This window comes from Mixta calida (genome assembly GCF_002953215.1).
Classification (GTDB): Bacteria; Pseudomonadota; Gammaproteobacteria; order Enterobacterales; family Enterobacteriaceae; genus Mixta; species Mixta calida.
In genome coordinates, this window is the sequence record NZ_CP026378.1 from 3,509,465 (window position 1) to 3,525,633 (window position 16,169).

18 protein-coding genes and 1 pseudogene are annotated in these 16,169 nt (G+C 57.3%); 6 read left to right on the plus strand and 13 right to left on the minus strand.

What is annotated here, in order from left to right; genetic code table 11:
- Both C2E16_RS16760 and C2E16_RS16765 read right to left on the minus strand, forming a co-directional pair.
- The gene (locus tag C2E16_RS16760) at positions 1–1,347 is read right to left on the minus strand and encodes an MFS transporter (protein WP_038624447.1); all 1,347 of its coding nucleotides are present in this window, start codon (positions 1,345–1,347) and stop codon (positions 1–3) included.
- 267 nt (positions 1,348–1,614) lie between these two features.
- On the minus strand, positions 1,615–1,833 hold the full coding sequence (locus C2E16_RS16765) for a hypothetical protein (protein WP_144380542.1): 219 nt from the start codon (positions 1,831–1,833) through the stop codon (positions 1,615–1,617).
- 28 nt (positions 1,834–1,861) lie between these two features.
- Here C2E16_RS16765 and garD point away from each other — a divergent pair, with 28 nt between their 5' ends.
- On the plus strand, positions 1,862–3,424 hold the full coding sequence (garD, locus tag C2E16_RS16770) for a galactarate dehydratase (RefSeq protein WP_038624443.1): 1,563 nt from the start codon (positions 1,862–1,864) through the stop codon (positions 3,422–3,424).
- A 28-nt stretch (positions 3,425–3,452) separates the two neighbouring features.
- Here garD and C2E16_RS16775 read toward each other — a convergent pair whose 3' ends face one another.
- From C2E16_RS16775 to syd, 4 genes are all read right to left on the minus strand, one after another.
- On the minus strand, positions 3,453–3,899 hold the full coding sequence (locus C2E16_RS16775; protein WP_038624441.1) for a flavodoxin: 447 nt from the start codon (positions 3,897–3,899) through the stop codon (positions 3,453–3,455).
- Positions 3,900–3,910: 11 nt separating this feature from the next.
- On the minus strand, positions 3,911–4,690 hold the full coding sequence (gene truC, locus C2E16_RS16780; protein WP_038624439.1) for a tRNA pseudouridine(65) synthase TruC: 780 nt from the start codon (positions 4,688–4,690) through the stop codon (positions 3,911–3,913).
- Entirely contained in the window at positions 4,690–5,019 is a 330-nt protein-coding gene (locus C2E16_RS16785) for a YqcC family protein (RefSeq protein ID WP_038624437.1), read from the minus strand. Before C2E16_RS16785 ends, truC begins: the two co-directional genes overlap by 1 nt.
- Before the next feature lie 611 nt (positions 5,020–5,630).
- The gene (gene syd, locus C2E16_RS16790; protein WP_038624435.1) at positions 5,631–6,176 is read right to left on the minus strand and encodes a SecY-interacting protein; all 546 of its coding nucleotides are present in this window, start codon (positions 6,174–6,176) and stop codon (positions 5,631–5,633) included.
- A gap of 106 nt (positions 6,177–6,282) precedes the next feature.
- Here syd and queF point away from each other — a divergent pair, with 106 nt between their 5' ends.
- The 3 genes from queF (at position 6,283) to xni (ending at position 9,477) form a co-directional block, all read left to right on the plus strand.
- The gene (gene queF, locus C2E16_RS16795; protein WP_038624433.1) at positions 6,283–7,128 is read left to right on the plus strand and encodes an NADPH-dependent 7-cyano-7-deazaguanine reductase QueF; all 846 of its coding nucleotides are present in this window, start codon (positions 6,283–6,285) and stop codon (positions 7,126–7,128) included.
- Between the two features lie 183 nt (positions 7,129–7,311).
- On the plus strand, positions 7,312–8,679 hold the full coding sequence (gene ppnN / locus C2E16_RS16800; protein ID WP_084970611.1) for a nucleotide 5'-monophosphate nucleosidase PpnN: 1,368 nt from the start codon (positions 7,312–7,314) through the stop codon (positions 8,677–8,679).
- Positions 8,680–8,718: 39 nt separating this feature from the next.
- On the plus strand, positions 8,719–9,477 hold the full coding sequence (xni, locus tag C2E16_RS16805; RefSeq protein WP_038624429.1) for a flap endonuclease Xni: 759 nt from the start codon (positions 8,719–8,721) through the stop codon (positions 9,475–9,477).
- Between the two features lie 145 nt (positions 9,478–9,622).
- On the opposite strand, the gene C2E16_RS16810 is transcribed toward xni, so the two are convergent.
- The 6 genes from C2E16_RS16810 to C2E16_RS16835 form a co-directional block, all read right to left on the minus strand.
- Positions 9,623–9,790 carry a YhfL family protein gene (locus C2E16_RS16810; RefSeq protein WP_038624427.1) on the minus strand — a complete coding sequence of 56 codons (168 nt, stop codon included), beginning with the start codon at positions 9,788–9,790 and terminating at the stop codon, positions 9,623–9,625.
- Positions 9,791–10,157: 367 nt separating this feature from the next.
- Positions 10,158–10,412, minus strand: coding sequence for a hypothetical protein (locus C2E16_RS20955; RefSeq protein ID WP_084970612.1), 255 nt, complete (start codon positions 10,410–10,412; stop codon positions 10,158–10,160).
- 18 nt (positions 10,413–10,430) lie between these two features.
- Entirely contained in the window at positions 10,431–11,531 is a 1,101-nt protein-coding gene (gene rlmM, locus C2E16_RS16820; RefSeq protein ID WP_038624423.1) for a 23S rRNA (cytidine(2498)-2'-O)-methyltransferase RlmM, read from the minus strand.
- Positions 11,524–11,919, minus strand: coding sequence for a DUF423 domain-containing protein (locus C2E16_RS16825; RefSeq protein WP_038624421.1), 396 nt, complete (start codon positions 11,917–11,919; stop codon positions 11,524–11,526). Before C2E16_RS16825 ends, rlmM begins: the two co-directional genes overlap by 8 nt.
- A gap of 54 nt (positions 11,920–11,973) precedes the next feature.
- Positions 11,974–12,891 carry a glycine cleavage system transcriptional regulator GcvA gene (gene gcvA / locus C2E16_RS16830; RefSeq protein ID WP_038624419.1) on the minus strand — a complete coding sequence of 306 codons (918 nt, stop codon included), beginning with the start codon at positions 12,889–12,891 and terminating at the stop codon, positions 11,974–11,976.
- Positions 12,892–13,233: 342 nt separating this feature from the next.
- A complete protein-coding gene (locus tag C2E16_RS16835; RefSeq protein ID WP_038624417.1) occupies positions 13,234–13,458 on the minus strand; it encodes a YgdI/YgdR family lipoprotein in 225 nt (74 codons plus the stop codon).
- Positions 13,459–13,675: 217 nt separating this feature from the next.
- Between C2E16_RS16835 and csdA the strand changes: the two are divergent.
- Together csdA and csdE are read left to right on the plus strand one after the other, a co-directional pair.
- Positions 13,676–14,880: pseudogene (csdA, locus tag C2E16_RS16840) on the plus strand (cysteine desulfurase CsdA).
- Positions 14,881–14,885: 5 nt separating this feature from the next.
- Positions 14,886–15,350: a cysteine desulfurase sulfur acceptor subunit CsdE gene (gene csdE, locus C2E16_RS16845; protein ID WP_038624415.1), complete on the plus strand. Its 465-nt coding sequence runs from the start codon at positions 14,886–14,888 to the stop codon at positions 15,348–15,350.
- Here csdE and tcdA read toward each other — a convergent pair.
- Positions 15,313–16,116: a tRNA cyclic N6-threonylcarbamoyladenosine(37) synthase TcdA gene (gene tcdA / locus C2E16_RS16850; RefSeq protein ID WP_038624414.1), complete on the minus strand. Its 804-nt coding sequence runs from the start codon at positions 16,114–16,116 to the stop codon at positions 15,313–15,315. The two genes, csdE and tcdA, sit on opposite strands and share 38 nt — an antisense overlap.
- Positions 16,117–16,169: the final 53 nt, after the last annotated feature.

Sequence of the window (16,169 nt, forward strand, 5' to 3'; positions counted from 1 at the left end):
TTACGTTGTCTTTTTCAGTTCGATGCGTTTGATGTCGCCCACCAGCACCAGGTAGCTCAGCACCGCCACCAGCGCATGAATGCCGACATAGATCAGCGCGCCGTTGTAGGAGCCGGTCACCGCGATGATGTAGCCGATAGCGATTGGCGTAACGATGCCGGAGATATTGCCGAACATATTGAACAGACCGCCGCTAAGGCCACTGATCTCTTTCGGCGCCGTATCCGCCATCACCGCCCAGCCCAGCGCGCCGATGCCTTTGCCAAAGAACGCGGTCGCCATAAAGAACACCACCACCCATTCGGTTTCGACATAGTTACAGGTCACCATCGAGATGGAGAGCAACATCCCCAGTACGATAGGCGTCTTGCGGGCAATATTCAGCGAGCCGGTTTTACGCATCAGCCAGTCGGAGATGACGCCGCCCAGCACGCCGCCAAGGAAGCCGCAGATCGCCGGGATAGAGGCGATAAAGCCCGCTTTCAGAATCGACATGCCGCGCGCCTGCACCAGGTAAACCGGGAACCAGGTAATAAAGAAGTAGGTCAACGCATTGATACAGTACTGGCCGAGATAGATGCCGAGCATCATGCGCGAGGTGATCAGCTGACGAATCTGGCCCCACTTCTCGCGCCCGCTGACTTTCTCCTGCGCCTTTTTCGCATCCATATTGATCAGCGCGCCGCCCTGCTCCATATACTCCAGCTCGGCGCGGTTGACGCCCGGATGGTCGTTAGGATCGTGGATCACCTTCAGCCAGACGAAGCTGAGGATGATCCCCAGGCCGCCCATAAACCAGAAGACGTGCGCCCAGCCCACCTGCGCGGTCAGCCAGCCCATAATGGGCGCGAAGATCACGGTGGCGAAATATTGCGCCGAGTTGAATATCGCCACGGCGGTGCCGCGCTCCTGCGCCGGGAACCAGGCGGCGACGATACGGCTGTTGCCGGGGAAAGAAGGCGCCTCCGCCAGCCCCACCAGAAAACGCAGCATGAACAGCGCGACGATAACGGTAAAGCCTTCGAAGAGGTCGACGAAGCCCTGCAACAGGGTAAACAGCGACCAGATGAAGATGCTCCAGAAATAGACGCGCTTCGAGCCGAAACGGTCGAGCAGCCAGCCGCCGGGGATCTGGCCAATCACGTAAGCCCATGAGAAGGCGGAGAAGATATAGCCCATGCCGACCGGATCGAGCCCAATATCTTTCGCCATCGACGAGCCGGCGATCGAGAGGGTGGCGCGGTCGCCATAGTTAAACGAAGTGACGATAAACAGCATCACTACGATCCAGTATCGCGCGTTAGTTCTTTTTTCTACGGAACTTTCCGCCTGGCTGTATGAATTCATGATGCACTCCTGAAATATAGCGGTACGCTACTTTCCACTCTGACTGCATACACATCGCGTTGGGTATCAGAATGAGGTTGGGTTAAACATGGCGATTATTATTCATTAGCAAAAACATTTATTACGCAGCGCGGCTGCTTCACCTGTCGTCAAACTTGAGCAAAAAGTATATGGAGCGCATCGGCGCAATTCACTGGAAGAAAGCCCTATATTATGTGTCGCTAAGCGCTTAATTTATGGCGATTGCACAACCTGCTGCGGCATCGCTCACGGAATCGTTTTTTTCAGGCCGTCACGCAGCACACCGCGCCGCTCAGGGATCGGCTTTGTGAGCCTCTTCACTTGCACTTGTTCCAACGCCTGAAAATCGCCTGAATCAAAAGGATAAAATCGGACATCTGCATAATGCCGCCGCGATTGCCCCTCCTTATACTCTCTACAGCAAAAACAGAAGACGCGTTTCACCTGCGCCATCCCCTTTTCCACTCTTTTCCGTTTACTGGAAGCCGATGCAATGAAAACGATTCGTGAAGAGACACCGCGATATATTCGCGTACACGAAGCCGATAATGTCGCTATCGTGGTGAATGACAATGGCCTGACTGCGGGATCGGTTTTTCCCTGCGGGCTGCGGCTGATCGAGCATATTCCTCAGGGGCATAAAGTGGCGCTGGCGCCCATTGCGCGCGGCGAGGCGATCCGCCGCTACGGCGAGGTGATTGGCTATGCCCTGCGTGATATTCCTCAGGGCAGCTGGGTTGAGGAGTCGCTGGTGGCGCTGCCTGAGGCGCCGCCGCTGGAGAGCCTACCGCTGGCGACGCGCGTGCCGGAAACGCTGCCGCCGCTGGAAGGCTACACCTTTGAAGGCTACCGCAACGCCGACGGCAGCGTCGGCACGCGCAACCTGCTGGGTATCACCACCAGCGTTCATTGCGTGGCGGGCGTGGTGGATTACGTGGTCAACATTATCGAGCGCGAACTGCTGCCGCGTTACCCTAACGTCGACGGCGTGGTGGCGCTGAATCATCTCTACGGCTGCGGCGTGGCGATCAACGCGCCGGCGGCGGTGGTGCCGATCCGCACTATTCATAACCTGGCGCTGAACGCCAATTTCGGCGGCGAAGTGATGGTGGTTAGTCTCGGCTGTGAAAAACTCCAGCCGGAGCGGCTGCTGGCCGCCAACGGCGACGACGTGCAGGCGATCGCCATCGGCGATGAGGATATTGTGCGTTTGCAGGATGAGCGTCATGTCGGCTTTGAGGCGATGGTGCAGGAAATTCTGCGCGTGGCGGACCGCCATTTGCAGCGCCTTAACCAGCGTCAGCGGGAAACCTGCCCCGCCTCCGACCTGATTGTCGGCATGCAGTGCGGCGGCAGTGACGCCTTTTCCGGCGTTACGGCTAACCCGGCGGTCGGCTTCGCCTCCGATCTGCTGGTGCGCTGCGGCGCGACGGTGATGTTTTCCGAAGTGACCGAGGTGCGCGACGCGATTCACCTGCTGACGCCGCGCGTGGTGGACGAAGCGACGGGAAAACGTCTGCTGGAGGAGATGGCCTGGTATGACGACTACCTGAGCCAGGGCCAGACTGACCGCAGCGCTAACCCTTCGCCGGGCAATAAAAAAGGCGGGCTGGCGAACGTAGTGGAAAAAGCGCTCGGCTCCATCGCCAAGTCAGGGCGCAGCGCCATCGTCGAGGTGCTCTCGCCCGGACAGCGCCCTACCAGGCGCGGGTTAATCTATGCGGCGACGCCCGCCAGCGATTTCGTCTGCGGCACACAGCAGATGGCGTCCGGCATCACCTTACAGGTCTTTACCACCGGACGCGGCACGCCTTATGGCCTGGCGGCGATTCCGGTGATCAAAATGGCGACGCGCACCGCGCTGGCGACACGCTGGCACGATCTAATGGATATCAATGCGGGAACCATTGCGACGGGAGAAGAGACCATTGAGCAGGTGGGCTGGCGGCTGTTTGAACTGATTCTGGATATCGCCAGCGGCCGCCAGCAAACCTGGTCTGACCGCTGGGGCATTCGCAACGCGCTGGCGGTCTTTAATCCGGCGCCGGTCACCTGACGCCGGACTTTACTGCGTTACCGTGGCGCTACAGCAGTTTGCCCCAGTTTTCCACCCAGGGTGTGCTGACGCTTTCCGGCTCCGGTGATTCCATAGCGTCTACCAGCAACACCTCGCCGACGCGCGTTGCGCCCTGCTCCTGCAACTGCGCGTCGAACGTTTTTCCGGCGCCGCAGAAGTTTTCATAGCTACTGTCGCCCAGCGCAATAACGCCGTAGCGCAGCTGAGGCTGATGGCCCAGCTTATCTTTAACGTCGTGATACAGCCCGGCGATGCTGTCTGGAAAGTCGCCGTGACCGGTGGTCGAGGTGACGACCAGCGCCACTTTATCGCTGTACTGCTGCCAGTCGCTGAGGCGCGGATCTTCAAAAATCTTTACCTCATGCCCCTGCGCCTGCAGAACAGGCTCAGCCTCTTCCGCCACCAGCAATGCGTTGCCGTAAACCGTGCCGACGAAAATACCAATCTGCGCCATAAACTTCTCCCTTATTGTGGTGCCTTATCCTGACCTGGCTGCGGGTCAAACTCAACCCTGGGAAGATCGGGGAGAAGGTGCTGCCAGCCAAACTGCTGCATCATGCGCTGCCAGTACCGATCGAGCCCGGCGCGAATCAACAGCGGCTCGCCCGTGACCGGATGGTTCAGCGCCAGGCTGCTGGCGTGCAGCATTAAACGTTCGCAGCCGAAATGCTGCGCCGCGCCGCGGTTTTGCCGCAGATCGCCATGCGTGGTGTCGCCGATGATCGGATGGCGCAGATGGGCGAGATGACGACGCAGCTGATGCTTGCGTCCGGTTGCCGGTTGCAGTTCGATCAGGCTGTAGCGCGCAGTAGGGTAGCGGCCGATGGCGACCGGCTGCTCGGTGATCGCCAGCCCCTGCCAGTCGGTCACAGCAGGCTGCGGCCCTTTATCCGGCGAGGCGTATTTATCGGCGATCTTATCCAGCTCCTCGGTCAGCGGATAGTCAAGGCGGTCCGCGCCCTCCAGCCAGCCGCGCACAACGGCGTGGTAGGTTTTGCTCATCTGATGCAGTTCAAACTGCTGCGACAGCAGGCGTCCCACCTCGCTGGAAAGCCCCATCAGCAATACGCCGGAAGTGGGCCTGTCAAGGCGATGCGCGGTAAAAACGTGTTGTCCGATCTGGTCGCGCACCGTCTGCATCACCACCACTTTTTCTTTGCGATCCAGCCAGCTGCGATGCACCAGCCAGCCAGCCGGTTTGTTGACCGCCACCAGCCATTGATCCTGATAGATAATTTCCAGCATCAGCGGCCTGCAGCGACAAACAGCGCATCAAGCGCGTTAAGGTGGGTCAGCAGCGCGCTGCGTCCTGGCGTATCCGCCTCAAGCGCCACTTCATAGTAGGGGGCGATAGCGAAATTTTGCGGAAGCTGAGCGCCCACATCCAGCAACGCGTGCATACGCGGAATCAGCACCCACTGTAGCCACTCCAGCGGCTGCATCGTATCGAGGAAAAAAGGCTGCGTACTGTCGAATGCCGCCGTATCGGGCGCTTCGCTGCGCCACAGCGCATGCTTTTTAAGCAAGGCTTCAACCGCCAGCAACCCCTGGCGAACCTGGTGTTCTCGGTGCATGGGCATCCTCACAACGGGTGAAATTTTAAGGGCGGCAAGCATAGCATTCGCGGAGGCGGGGGAAAACGCGCGGCATAAAAAAAGGGGGCACTGTTATACAGTGCCCCCGGTTCGTTTGCAGCTATCCGGCTACTTCAACGCTCCCTGCTCGTCCTTGAAAACTTTTCCCTGCTGTCTTCCTGACATTCTCGCCTTCCTGACGATTTTCCTTTAGCGTCCTGGCCCGCCAGTCATCCTGTCTGGCTCTCATTCTCCTTCCTGGAGGTGTCCCTTTATTCCATCCTGGAACTTTTTGCTTCATCCTGAAGCAATCCTGTTTGCGCCTCTTCCTGTGCGCGAAACATCATCCTGATGAACGTCTTCCTGACGTTATCCATTCCCCGGCTTCCCTTTCCGATATTGAGCAGTTTGCCTGACTCAGCGAAGGAAACAAGCTACCTTTTCCTTTAACTGTTAAGCCTGGCGTAAATCTTAAAACCCTTTCATCACTAAGTTTATGATTTACATTATCTTCACAAAAAAGACTTCTTTTTTTCTGCGTATTATCCTGGCGATCTCTCACAGACAATGTGAGATATATCTTACATCGCAGCGGGACAATCTCTTAAGCGTTAACTAACCGGTTGTAAAATATTAAGAAATGTCTGTATATCGGGCGCGAGCACCTTGCGTTGCGGCGTACCCAGCTTTTCCAGCACCACTTCGCCACTCAGATTGCACAGCGAAACCACATCCAGATCAGAATCGGTCGTTGCGATAAACAGGGTCGGAGTTTGTTTTAAACGCCTTTTCATTACCAGGTGCCCGATCAGGTTTTCCTGTACGCGCACAAAGTCATCTTCGCTCCATACCTGCAGCAGCGTAATGGATTGTCTATCGAACATGGCCTGCATATCGCCTGCATATTGCGTAGTATAATAACCCACCGCCGCGGGCTGCAGCTGAAGATCCAGCGCCCTTTCCACCGCCGCCAGATGGGGCTCTGCGTCGAAGGGCCGCGGCTGCCATAATACGACATCGTTGCGGCTTTCCACTACGCAGGGCGACGGGATGCCGTAGAGATCGGCGCTGGCGGGCAGATGTCCATGCTGGTGCTGCCATTGCTCACAGTAACGCTGCGTGAAGCCCCTTAACGCGGTGGCGATATGATCATTCATTTTTATTTACTCCAGGCTGCCTGAGTTACACTACAGCCTTTATTTATTGTTTCTTTATCACAGAAAAGACGTTGCTCGCCTTTCCGGGCGGGTCTGAGGTTATGTTATGTCTTCTTATGAACATCATCAGGCGCTTGCCGGCCTGACGCTGGGCAAGCCCACCGCCTACCAGGATCGCTACGATCCCGCATTGCTGCAGGCGGTGCCCCGTTCGCTCAATCGCGAACCGCTTGGGCTTTATCCCGACAACCTGCCTTTTCACGGCGCAGATATCTGGACATTGTATGAACTCTCCTGGCTGAATGCTAAAGGCGTGCCGCAGGTCGCCGTCGGCGAGGTGGTATTACAGGCGGACAGCATTAATCTGATCGAATCGAAGAGTTTCAAGCTCTATCTTAACAGCTTTAACCAAACGCGTTTCGCCGACTGGGGCGAGGTGCGTCAGACGCTGGAGCGCGATTTAAGCGCCTGCGCGCAGGGCGACGTCAGCGTGGCCCTGTTCCGTCTGCAGGAGATCGAAGCGCAGCCGATCGGCCACTTCGAAGGCATCTGCATTGACGAGCAGGATATCAGCATCGACAACTATCAGTTCAATGTCGATTATCTGGCCGACGCCGCTGGCGACGACATCGTGGAAGAGACGCTGACCAGCCATCTGCTGAAATCCAATTGCCTGATCACCCATCAGCCGGATTGGGGCTCGGTGCAGATCCGCTATCGCGGGCCGCGCATCAATCGCGAGGCGCTGCTGCGCTATTTGGTCTCTTTTCGTCATCACAACGAGTTTCATGAGCAGTGCGTAGAGCGTATCTTCAACGATCTGCTGCGCTTCTGCCGCCCGGAAACGCTGTCGGTCTATGCCCGCTACACGCGACGCGGCGGCCTGGACATCAATCCGTGGCGCAGCAACACCGATTTCCAGCCGGGTCGTTCACGCCTGGTGCGTCAGTAAACTGCGGCGCGGCTCGCAGGACAACGTTCTGTTACAGGAATCGGTTGAGAAACCACGCAGGAGAAGGCTACTCTGAGAAGCAGCGGTGGCATGGCCCCACCGCTCAGGGATTTTCTCGTCACCGCGCGGCTGACGTCGCGGCGCGGTGTCATTTGTCACCCTGGCGGGTGTAAAGGAGTTCACTTGATTACACATATCAGCCCACTCGGCTCGATGGATCTGCTCTCGCAACTGGAAGTCGACATGCTGAAGCGCACGGCCAGCAGTGACCTCTACCAGCTGTTTCGCAACTGTTCTCTCGCCGTGCTCAATTCCGGCAGTCAGACCGACAGCAGCCATGAGCTGCTCTCCCGCTTCGAAAACTTTGACATCAACGTGCTGCGTCGCGAACGCGGCGTGAAGCTGGAGCTGATCAATCCGCCGGAAGAAGCCTTTGTTGACGGACGTATTATCCGCTCGCTGCAGGCCAACCTGTTTGCCGTGCTGCGCGATATCCTGTTTGTAAACGGCCAGCTGGCCGCCGGCGGCCGCTTTCATCAGCAGGTAGATGTTAAAAATTCCGCGCATATCACCAACCTGGTTTTCTCGATTCTGCGCAACGCGCGGGCGCTGCACGTCGGCGAATATCCCAATATGGTGGTTTGCTGGGGCGGCCATTCGATTAACGCGACTGAATATCAATACTGCCGCAACGTCGGCACCCAGCTCGGCCTGCGCGAACTGAATATCTGCACCGGCTGCGGGCCCGGCGTGATGGAAGCGCCGATAAAAGGCGCCGCGGTGGGACATGCGCAGCAGCGCTACCGCGAAAGCCGTTTTATCGGCCTGACCGAACCGTCGATTATTGCCGCAGAGCCGCCTAACCCGCTGGTGAATGAACTGATTATCATGCCGGACATTGAAAAACGTCTGGAAGCCTTTGTTCGCATCGCGCACGGCATCATCATTTTCCCTGGTGGCGTGGGCACGGCGGAAGAGTTGCTCTATCTGCTGGGCATCCTGATGAATCCGGAAAACAACGATCAGGTGCTGCCGCTGATCCTGACCGGCCCGAAAGAGAGCGCCGATTATTTCCGCGTGCTGGATGAGTTTATCGTCAATACCGTCGGCGAGCAGGCCCGCCGCCACTACACCATTATTATTGACGATGCGGCCGAAGTGGCGCGCCAGATGAAAAAAGCGATGCCGCAGGTGAAAGAGAACCGTCGTGAAAGCGGCGACGCCTACAGCTTTAACTGGTCGCTGCGCATTGAGCCGGATCTACAGGTGCCTTTCCTGCCGACTCACGACAATATGGCCAACCTCAATCTCTATCCTGACCAGCCGCCGGAGAAACTGGCCGCCGCGCTGCGTCGCGCCTTCTCCGGCATCGTGGCGGGCAACGTGAAAGAGATGGGGATCCGCGAAATTCGTCAGAAAGGCCCTTACAAACTGCACGGCGATCCGGCCATCATGCGCCGTATGGACGATCTGCTGCAGGGCTTTGTCGCGCAGCACCGCATGAAGCTGCCGGGCACCGCCTATATCCCGTGCTACGAAATCATTAAATAAACGACCAGACGGGCGGCATGTAGCCGCCCGAATTCTATGATGACAATTCATTTACTTATTGTTGACGCGCTTAACCTTATTCGCCGCATTCATGCCGTGCAGGGCAGTCCCTGCCAGGAGCGCTGCGCCGCCGCGCTGCAACAACTATTAGGCCATACCCATCCGACTCACGCCGTGGCGGTTTTTGATGATGAGCTGCGTCGTGAAGGCTGGCGGCACCAGCTGCTGCCGGACTATAAGGCGGGCCGTCCGCCGATGCCGGAAGATTTGCAGCTGGAGATGCCGCAGATCCAGGCGGCGTTTCGTCAGGCCGGGGTCGCCTGCTGGACTGCCGAAGGCGATGAGGCAGATGATTTGGCCGCCACGCTGGCGGTTAAGGTGGCGCAGAGCGGGCATCAGGCAACCATCGTCTCGACGGATAAAGGCTATTGTCAGCTGCTGGCACCGACAATTCGCATCCGCGATTACTTTCAGAAGCGCTGGCTGGATCAGCCTTTTATTGATGCCGAATTTGGCGTGGCGCCGGCGCAGCTGCCCGATTATTGGGGCCTGGCGGGCATCAGCAGCAGCAAAATTCCGGGCGTCGCCGGCATCGGGCCAAAAAGCGCCAGCCAGCTGCTGCAACAGTTCGGCTCGCTGGAAACGCTCTTTCAGCAGCTTGATGCGGTGCCGGATAAATGGCGTAAGAAACTGGCTGAACAACGGGAGTTGGCTTTTATCAGCCAACGCGTCGCTACGCTACGCACCGATCTTCAGCTTAACGGCAACTTAAAAGATCTGCGTTTGCCTGCGCGCTAATATATTTAACGCCTTAATAAGCGCAATATATTGCTGCAAAAAATTTAATTAGCGAAGAAATTAATTAATAAAAATGCTGGCCTTTAGGCCAGCATTACGCCATATAAAACGGTCTTGCTGTATAAAACCGTTTTGCTATTAGCGGTTAGCGGTCAACAGGGCCGCAGCCGCCGATGATTTTAGAAACTGAGATGGCGGGATGAAGCAGATAGTCGTAGTCGCAATTCTTTTCTTTATTATAAACGCTGCCGGTACAGCCAGACAGGGTTGCGACAACGGCAGCCAACAGAGCGACTTTAATTGCTTTTTTCATTAAGAGTTCCTTTTAAACGTCATTCCATATAAGACAACGCGGCGCCAGAATAATGGCGCCGGGGATAATAGAACGACAATTATAAAAAGGTGTCAACGGCGGATGTGAATAAATATAATCGAGGTCATAATTAAGTTTGTTAATTGCCGGAGCGAAGAATAAATTCTGTGATTCAGATTTTATCTGTGCCCGGCTTCAACGGGCGTTAACCTATTCTGTATCCTTAACGGGATGAGAAACAGATCTTAGTCACTTTTCTACCGACAGGATTGTGCCGCTCAATCCAGGCTGCAAGTTCAGGTAAAACTAAAATCCAGAGACGCGGGCGTAAAATTAAAGCGCCGCCTCATTTCTGAAGCGGCGTTATCTAAATCCCGCGCCGCGCCCTGTGCCTGGCGGCATGGCTAACGCAGGCTATGGCTATGGCTATGGCTATGGCTATGGCTATGGCTATGGCTATGGCTATGGCTATGGCTATGGCTATGGCTATGGCTATGGCAAGACAGCGTAACACTTCGGCTTCGGCTTCGGCTTCGGCTTCGGCTTCGGCTTCGGCTTCGGCTTCGGCTTCGGCTTCGGCTTCGGCTTCGGCAGCCAGCTTTACATCTCCGCTATCCGCCACGCCAGCGTAAACTGTTCCTTAACGCTCGTCGCGGCGGCCCGGCGCCGCACCCCAGATGCGACGAATATGCACTGTCACTTCTTCGCGATCGTGATAGAGCTGGCGCGCCTGAATCTGGGCGTTAATGCCATTTTCACGCAGCTTTTCCTGAATCATCGTCAGGTTCTGCGAAACCTCTTCGTAGCGCTTTTTCATCGGCAGCTTGAGGTTGAAAATCGCTTCGCGACACCAGCCGTTAATCAGCCATTCCGCCATCAGATTGGCGACGCGCACCGGTTTTTCCACCATATCGCAAACCAGCCAGCTGATATTGCTGCGCGTCGGGCGATATTTAAAGCCATCCTCACGGTGGTGCATCACCTGTCCGGTATCCATCAGGCTCGGCGCCATCGGGCCGTTATCTACCGCATGCACCATCATGCTGCGTTTCACCAGCTGATACGTCCAGCCGCCGGGACAGGCACCCAGATCGACCGCATACATACCGCTCGCCAGACGTTCATCCCACTCGTCGGCGGGAATAAAGACGTGAAACGCCTCTTCCAGCTTTAGCGTAGAGCGGCTGGGCGCGTCGGCCGGGAATTTAAGGCGCGGAATGCCCATAAAAAACGGCGAGTTATTATCAGGATAAGAATAGCCCACGTAGCAGTGGCCGGAAGCGATAAAGAAAACGTGAATCACCGGCCGCTTCGCGCTTTCATAATTCAGCAGGCTGTTTTGCTGGCGCAGCGCCGCGCGCAATGGAACGGTAAACTTACGGCAGAATTTCAGCAGCTCTTTCGCTTCGTTGGTATCCGGCACCTCCACCCGCAGCTCGCCGCCCTTCTCCACCACGCCGTTCAGCATGCCGGCAATCGGCGAGATGCGATCTTCAGGCGGCAGGTCGCGCAGCAGCTCGCCTGCCACCACCATCTGACGAGCAAAAATCAGCTCGCTGAACGGCAGCTCGCGCGCCAGCTTGTCGGCGTCCGTCGCTTCGTAGCATTCAAACAGCACGTAGCCGGCGTTCTCTTTCACCCGCGCGAAGCCATACACGCCGCGCTGCGCCGCTTTATCGGTAATTTCCGCCGCGCACTCTTTTTCAAAGCCGGAGCGGCAGTACAACAACACTTTATTCATGGCGATCTGCCTTTCTCTTCAGACGCAGCGCGCCAATTAACATTAAAACCCAACCAATCAGGAAACAGGTGCCGCCCACTGGCGTTACGAAAACCCACATTTTCAAATGGGAGAGCGCCAGACAGTAAAGGCTGCCGCTAAACAGCACCACGCCCAAAGCCAGAAACGCGCTGCTCCAGTAAAACCAGATATTGGCGCGACGCAGCATTGCGGCGGCCAGGCCGATAATCGCCAGCGTATGCCAGGCCTGATAATCGAGCCCGGTATGAATCCAGGCCATCTCCGTCGGGCCGAGAGACTGACTAAGTACGTGCGCACCAAATGCGCCGAAAGCGACAAAGAAAAAGCCGCTGATGGCGGAAAAAATCAACATTGCACGACTGGACATCGAACGATCCTCGTTAACATAACGCGCCGGGTCACTCCGTCGCGGATAAATAGGTTAATTAGCGTAGCGGAAGCGGAATTTCTCTTGCTCGCTTGCCGCTTTCGCCAGAATCCACTGTCGAAAGGCGGCTATTTTACCCAGTTCTGCCTGACTGTCATGACAAACCAGATAAAAAGCGTTCTTACTGACTAACACGTCATTAAAAGGACAGACCAGGCGGCCCGCCTCGATCTCGCTTTGCGCCATCACGTTGTTAGCCAACGCCACGCCCTGCCCATGGATCGCCGCCTGCAAAACCATGGCGCTGTGGCTGAAAATCGGACCCTGCTGCACATTGATGTGCTGCAAGCCTAGCTGACGGGTATAGGATTGCCAGTCGCGGCGCGACGCGTCATGCAAAAGCGTCACATGCGCCAGATCGGCGGGCGTTTTCAATGGCTTATCCCCAGTCAGCAGCTGCGGCGAACAGACGGGCAGCAGATATTCGGCGTAGAGTTTTTCCACTCGCAGCCCCGGCCAGTTGCCGCGGCCGTAGAAAATCGCCACATCCACATCGTCGGCCAGCTTCTCCTCTTCGCGGTCAACCGCCTGGATACGCACATCAATGCCCGGATAAGCTGAGTTAAAGCTGGAGAGACGCGGCACCAGCCACTGAATGGCGAAGCTCGGCAGCAGACTGACGGTCAAGGCGCCCTTGGCGCTGCGCGCCTGCAGTTTGCGCGTGGCGTCGTTGAGCGCGGAGAAAATCTCCTTAATATCCAGATAGTAGCTTTGACCTTCTTCGGTCAACAATAACGAACGATTACGCCGCCGAAACAGCTTAAGGCCCAGAAAATCTTCCAGAGATTTTATCTGGTGGCTTACGGCTGCCTGCGTAACAAACAGCTCTTCAGCCGCTTTTGTAAAGCTGAGATGGCGCGCTGCCGCATCAAAAACGCGCAACGCATTTAAGGGTGGAAGACGTTTTGACATGATTCCCAAGTCTTGGCTGAAACACTTTGACGCAAGCGGTAAACGGCGCGTTACGTATTAGATTTTTTTATCCGAGCCATTATAAATTGTCCGTTGAGGAAGCTCCAGCAAATACCTATAGTTGCCGCACTTCCTGAGCCGGAACGAAAAGTTTTCAGAATTGGTGGGAAACTGCTGATTTCAGAAGGCTTTTGGCTTGTGGTCGTGATGTTGTGTTTGCAAATTGATCTGACGCTTTTCAGATCGGGTAGCTCAGCTACCGTTTATTCCTGTAGATTTACCCTGTCTGTCCATAGTGATTTTAACAGCACCGCAAACTGCGGTGCTTTTTTTTGCCTGCGATTACTGCCCCATCTCCACCATCTCTTTAACGTCAGAGCGGTTGATCTGCTGTTCATGGCCATAGGCATCTTTGTAGCTGATCATACCGGTATCTTCGTCTACCATAGGCTTACCATCGGCAACAATGGTGCGGCCGTCATTGGTGTGCATCACGTAGTTGCTGGAGCAGGCTGCTAAAGTAAACGTCATGGCGCAGGCGGCCAGTACTGCGGCGAGTTTTTTCATTTTTTATCTCCTTGCAGATTAAATGCGATAAACCATCCGTCTGAATCAGCCTGCGCGAATACCGTGAAAGCCGTATCCGACATGACGTGACAGGCGGTGAACAGTTTACACCTTGCCTTTTGAGCATAACGTGTTTTTGCTGCTTCGCCAGAAGGTTAGCGACTTTTCAGCCTGCTCCAGGCCAGGATTGCCACACAATTATTGCAACGAGAACAGCATGACCCTATTTAATCCCGCCCAGTTTCGCCAGCAGTTCCCGGCGCTGGCCGATGCGGGCGTCTACCTGGACAGCGCCGCTACCGCGCTTAAGCCGCAGGCGGTGATCGAAGCGACGCAGCACTACTACAGTCTGAGCGCCGGCACCGTCCACCGCAGCCAGTATCTTGCCGCGCGTAAGCTGACCGAGCGCTACGAACAGGCGCGTTCGCAGGTCGCTCGCCTGCTCAACGCGCCGCATGCGCATAATATTATCTGGACGCGCGGCACGACCGAAGCGATTAACCTGGTGGCGCAAAGCGCGCTGCGTCCGCTGCTACAGCCGGGCGATGAAATTCTGGTGAGCGAGGCGGAACACCACGCCAACCTGGTGCCGTGGCTGATTGTCGCGGAGCAGACCGGCGCGCGCGTGGTGAAATGGCCGCTGGGCGCGGATCGGCTGCCGGATATGGCGCAGTTGCCCGTGCTGCTGAATGAAAAAACGCGCCTGCTGGCGCTGGGGCAGATGTCCAACGTTACCGGCGGCTGTCCCGATCTGGCGCAGGCGATCGCTCTCGCCCACGCCGTCGGCGCAAAAGTGATGATCGACGGCGCGCAGGGCGTGGTGCATTGTCCACCCGATGTGCAGGCGCTGGATATTGATTTCTACGCCTTCTCCGGCCATAAGCTCTACGGTCCAATGGGCATCGGCGCGCTGTACGGCAAGACGGCGCTGCTGGAGGCGATGCCCCCTGGCAGGGCGGCGGCAAAATGTTGACCCAGGTCGATTTCAGCGGCTTTACGCCGCAGCCGGTTCCGTGGCGCTTTGAGGCGGGCACGCCGAACGTCGCGGGCGTTATCGGCCTGAGCGCGGCGCTGGAGTGGCTGGAGGGCGTTGATATTACGGCCGCCGAGCGCTGGAGCGGCAGCCTGGCGTCGCTGGCGGAAGATCGGCTGCAAAGCGTGCCCGGCTTTCGCAGCTTCCGCTGCGGTGAGTCAAGCCTGCTGTCGTTTGATATCGCCGGCGTGCATCACAGCGACGTCGTGACGATATTGGCAGAGAGCGGCGTCGCGGTGCGCGCCGGTCAGCATTGCGCCCAGCCGCTAATGGCGGCGCTGGGCGTCAGCGGCACGCTGCGCGCCTCGTTTGCGCCTTATAATACGTTACAGGATGTCGATGCGCTGGTGCGCGCCATCCATAACGCCATCACTTTACTGGCCGAGTAACCACTATGACGCTTATCGCCCCGCATCCCTTTGCCGAACTGATTACCGTATCGTCGCTGAAAGAGAAATTCGCCGCCTGCCATGGCTGGGAGGAACGCTATCGCCAGCTGATCCTGCTGGGCAAACAGCTACCGCCGCTGCCGGAGGCGTTAAAAAGCGCGGAGATTGAACTGAGCGGCTGTGAAAACCGCGTCTGGCTGGGCCATCAGCGGCTCGCTGACGGCACGCTGCATTTTTACGGCGACAGCGAAGGCCGCATCGTGCGCGGGCTGCTGGCGGTGCTGTTGACCGCCGTAGAGCGGCAGCCGCCGCAGCAGCTGTTGATGCAGGATCCGCTGGCGCTGTTCGATGAGTTGGGGCTGCGCGAACAGCTTAGCGCCTCGCGCAGCAGCGGACTGGACGCGCTGGCCCGCGCGGTGCGGACCGCGGCGGCTACCCCTGACGCGCCGCCTTCGCCATCATCTTCTTAAGGACGTGCGACACCGCCATAAAACCGAAGGTGGCCGTCACCATGGTGGCGGCGCCGAAACCGGAGGCGCAGTCCATCCGTTTTGGGCCTTCCGCAGTGCTGCGCGAGGCGCAGACGCTGCCGTCCGGCTGCGGATAGACCAGCGCTTCGGTAGAAAATACGCAGTCGATGCCCAGCTTGCCCTTACTGTTCTTCACCACGTTGAAATCGTGCTTCAGGCGCTCGCGCAGCTTCGCCGCCAGCGGATCCTGAATGGTTTTCGCCAGGTCGGCGACCTGAATCTGGCTGGGATCGATCTGCCCGCCGGCGCCGCCGGTAGTCACCACCGGGATCTTATTGCGGCGGCACCAGGCGAGCAGCGCCGCTTTCGGACGTACGCTGTCGATCGCATCGATAACGTAGCTGTAGCCCGCGCCCATCAGTTCGGCGGTATTGTCAGGCGTAATAAAATCGTCCACGCAGTTCACCGTGCATTCCGGGTTGATCGCCAGAATGCGTTCCGCCATCACCTCGGTTTTCGCCTTGCCGACGTTGCCCTGCAACGCATGAATCTGCCGGTTGGTGTTGGTGATGCAGACATCATCCATATCGATCAGCGTTATCGTGCCGATGCCGGTGCGCGCCAGCGCTTCCGCCGCCCAGGAACCGACGCCGCCGATGCCGATCACGCAGATATGCGCGTCGGCAAAAAGCTGTAATGCGTCCTGACCGTAGAGACGCGCCGTACCGCCAAAGCGTTGCCGCCAGGCGTCAGAGAGAACTCTCATGCAATAACCTTTGTTGAGTGTCGACAGCGGGCCAGAACGGCCCGCGACGGAGA

Bases quoted from the DNA above. Each gene is read 5' to 3' on its own strand.
- C2E16_RS16775 (WP_038624441.1), bottom strand. From the start codon at position 3,899: ATGGCGCAGATTGGTATTTTCGTCGGCACGGTTTACGGCAACGCATTG.
- C2E16_RS16825 (WP_038624421.1), bottom strand. From the start codon at position 11,919: ATGTCCAGTCGTGCAATGTTGATTTTTTCCGCCATCAGCGGCTTTTTC.
- queF (WP_038624433.1), top strand. From the start codon at position 6,283: ATGTCTTCTTATGAACATCATCAGGCGCTTGCCGGCCTGACGCTGGGC.
- C2E16_RS16835 (WP_038624417.1), bottom strand. From the start codon at position 13,458: ATGAAAAAACTCGCCGCAGTACTGGCCGCCTGCGCCATGACGTTTACT.
- csdE (WP_038624415.1), top strand. From the start codon at position 14,886: ATGACGCTTATCGCCCCGCATCCCTTTGCCGAACTGATTACCGTATCG.
- rlmM (WP_038624423.1), bottom strand. From the start codon at position 11,531: ATGAATAAAGTGTTGTTGTACTGCCGCTCCGGCTTTGAAAAAGAGTGC.
- C2E16_RS16785 (WP_038624437.1), bottom strand. From the start codon at position 5,019: ATGCACCGAGAACACCAGGTTCGCCAGGGGTTGCTGGCGGTTGAAGCC.
- C2E16_RS16810 (WP_038624427.1), bottom strand. From the start codon at position 9,790: ATGAAAAAAGCAATTAAAGTCGCTCTGTTGGCTGCCGTTGTCGCAACC.
- xni (WP_038624429.1), top strand. From the start codon at position 8,719: ATGACAATTCATTTACTTATTGTTGACGCGCTTAACCTTATTCGCCGC.
- garD (WP_038624443.1), top strand. From the start codon at position 1,862: ATGAAAACGATTCGTGAAGAGACACCGCGATATATTCGCGTACACGAA.
- tcdA (WP_038624414.1), bottom strand. From the start codon at position 16,116: ATGAGAGTTCTCTCTGACGCCTGGCGGCAACGCTTTGGCGGTACGGCG.
- syd (WP_038624435.1), bottom strand. From the start codon at position 6,176: ATGAATGATCATATCGCCACCGCGTTAAGGGGCTTCACGCAGCGTTAC.
- C2E16_RS16760 (WP_038624447.1), bottom strand. From the start codon at position 1,347: ATGAATTCATACAGCCAGGCGGAAAGTTCCGTAGAAAAAAGAACTAAC.
- truC (WP_038624439.1), bottom strand. From the start codon at position 4,690: ATGCTGGAAATTATCTATCAGGATCAATGGCTGGTGGCGGTCAACAAA.
- gcvA (WP_038624419.1), bottom strand. From the start codon at position 12,891: ATGTCAAAACGTCTTCCACCCTTAAATGCGTTGCGCGTTTTTGATGCG.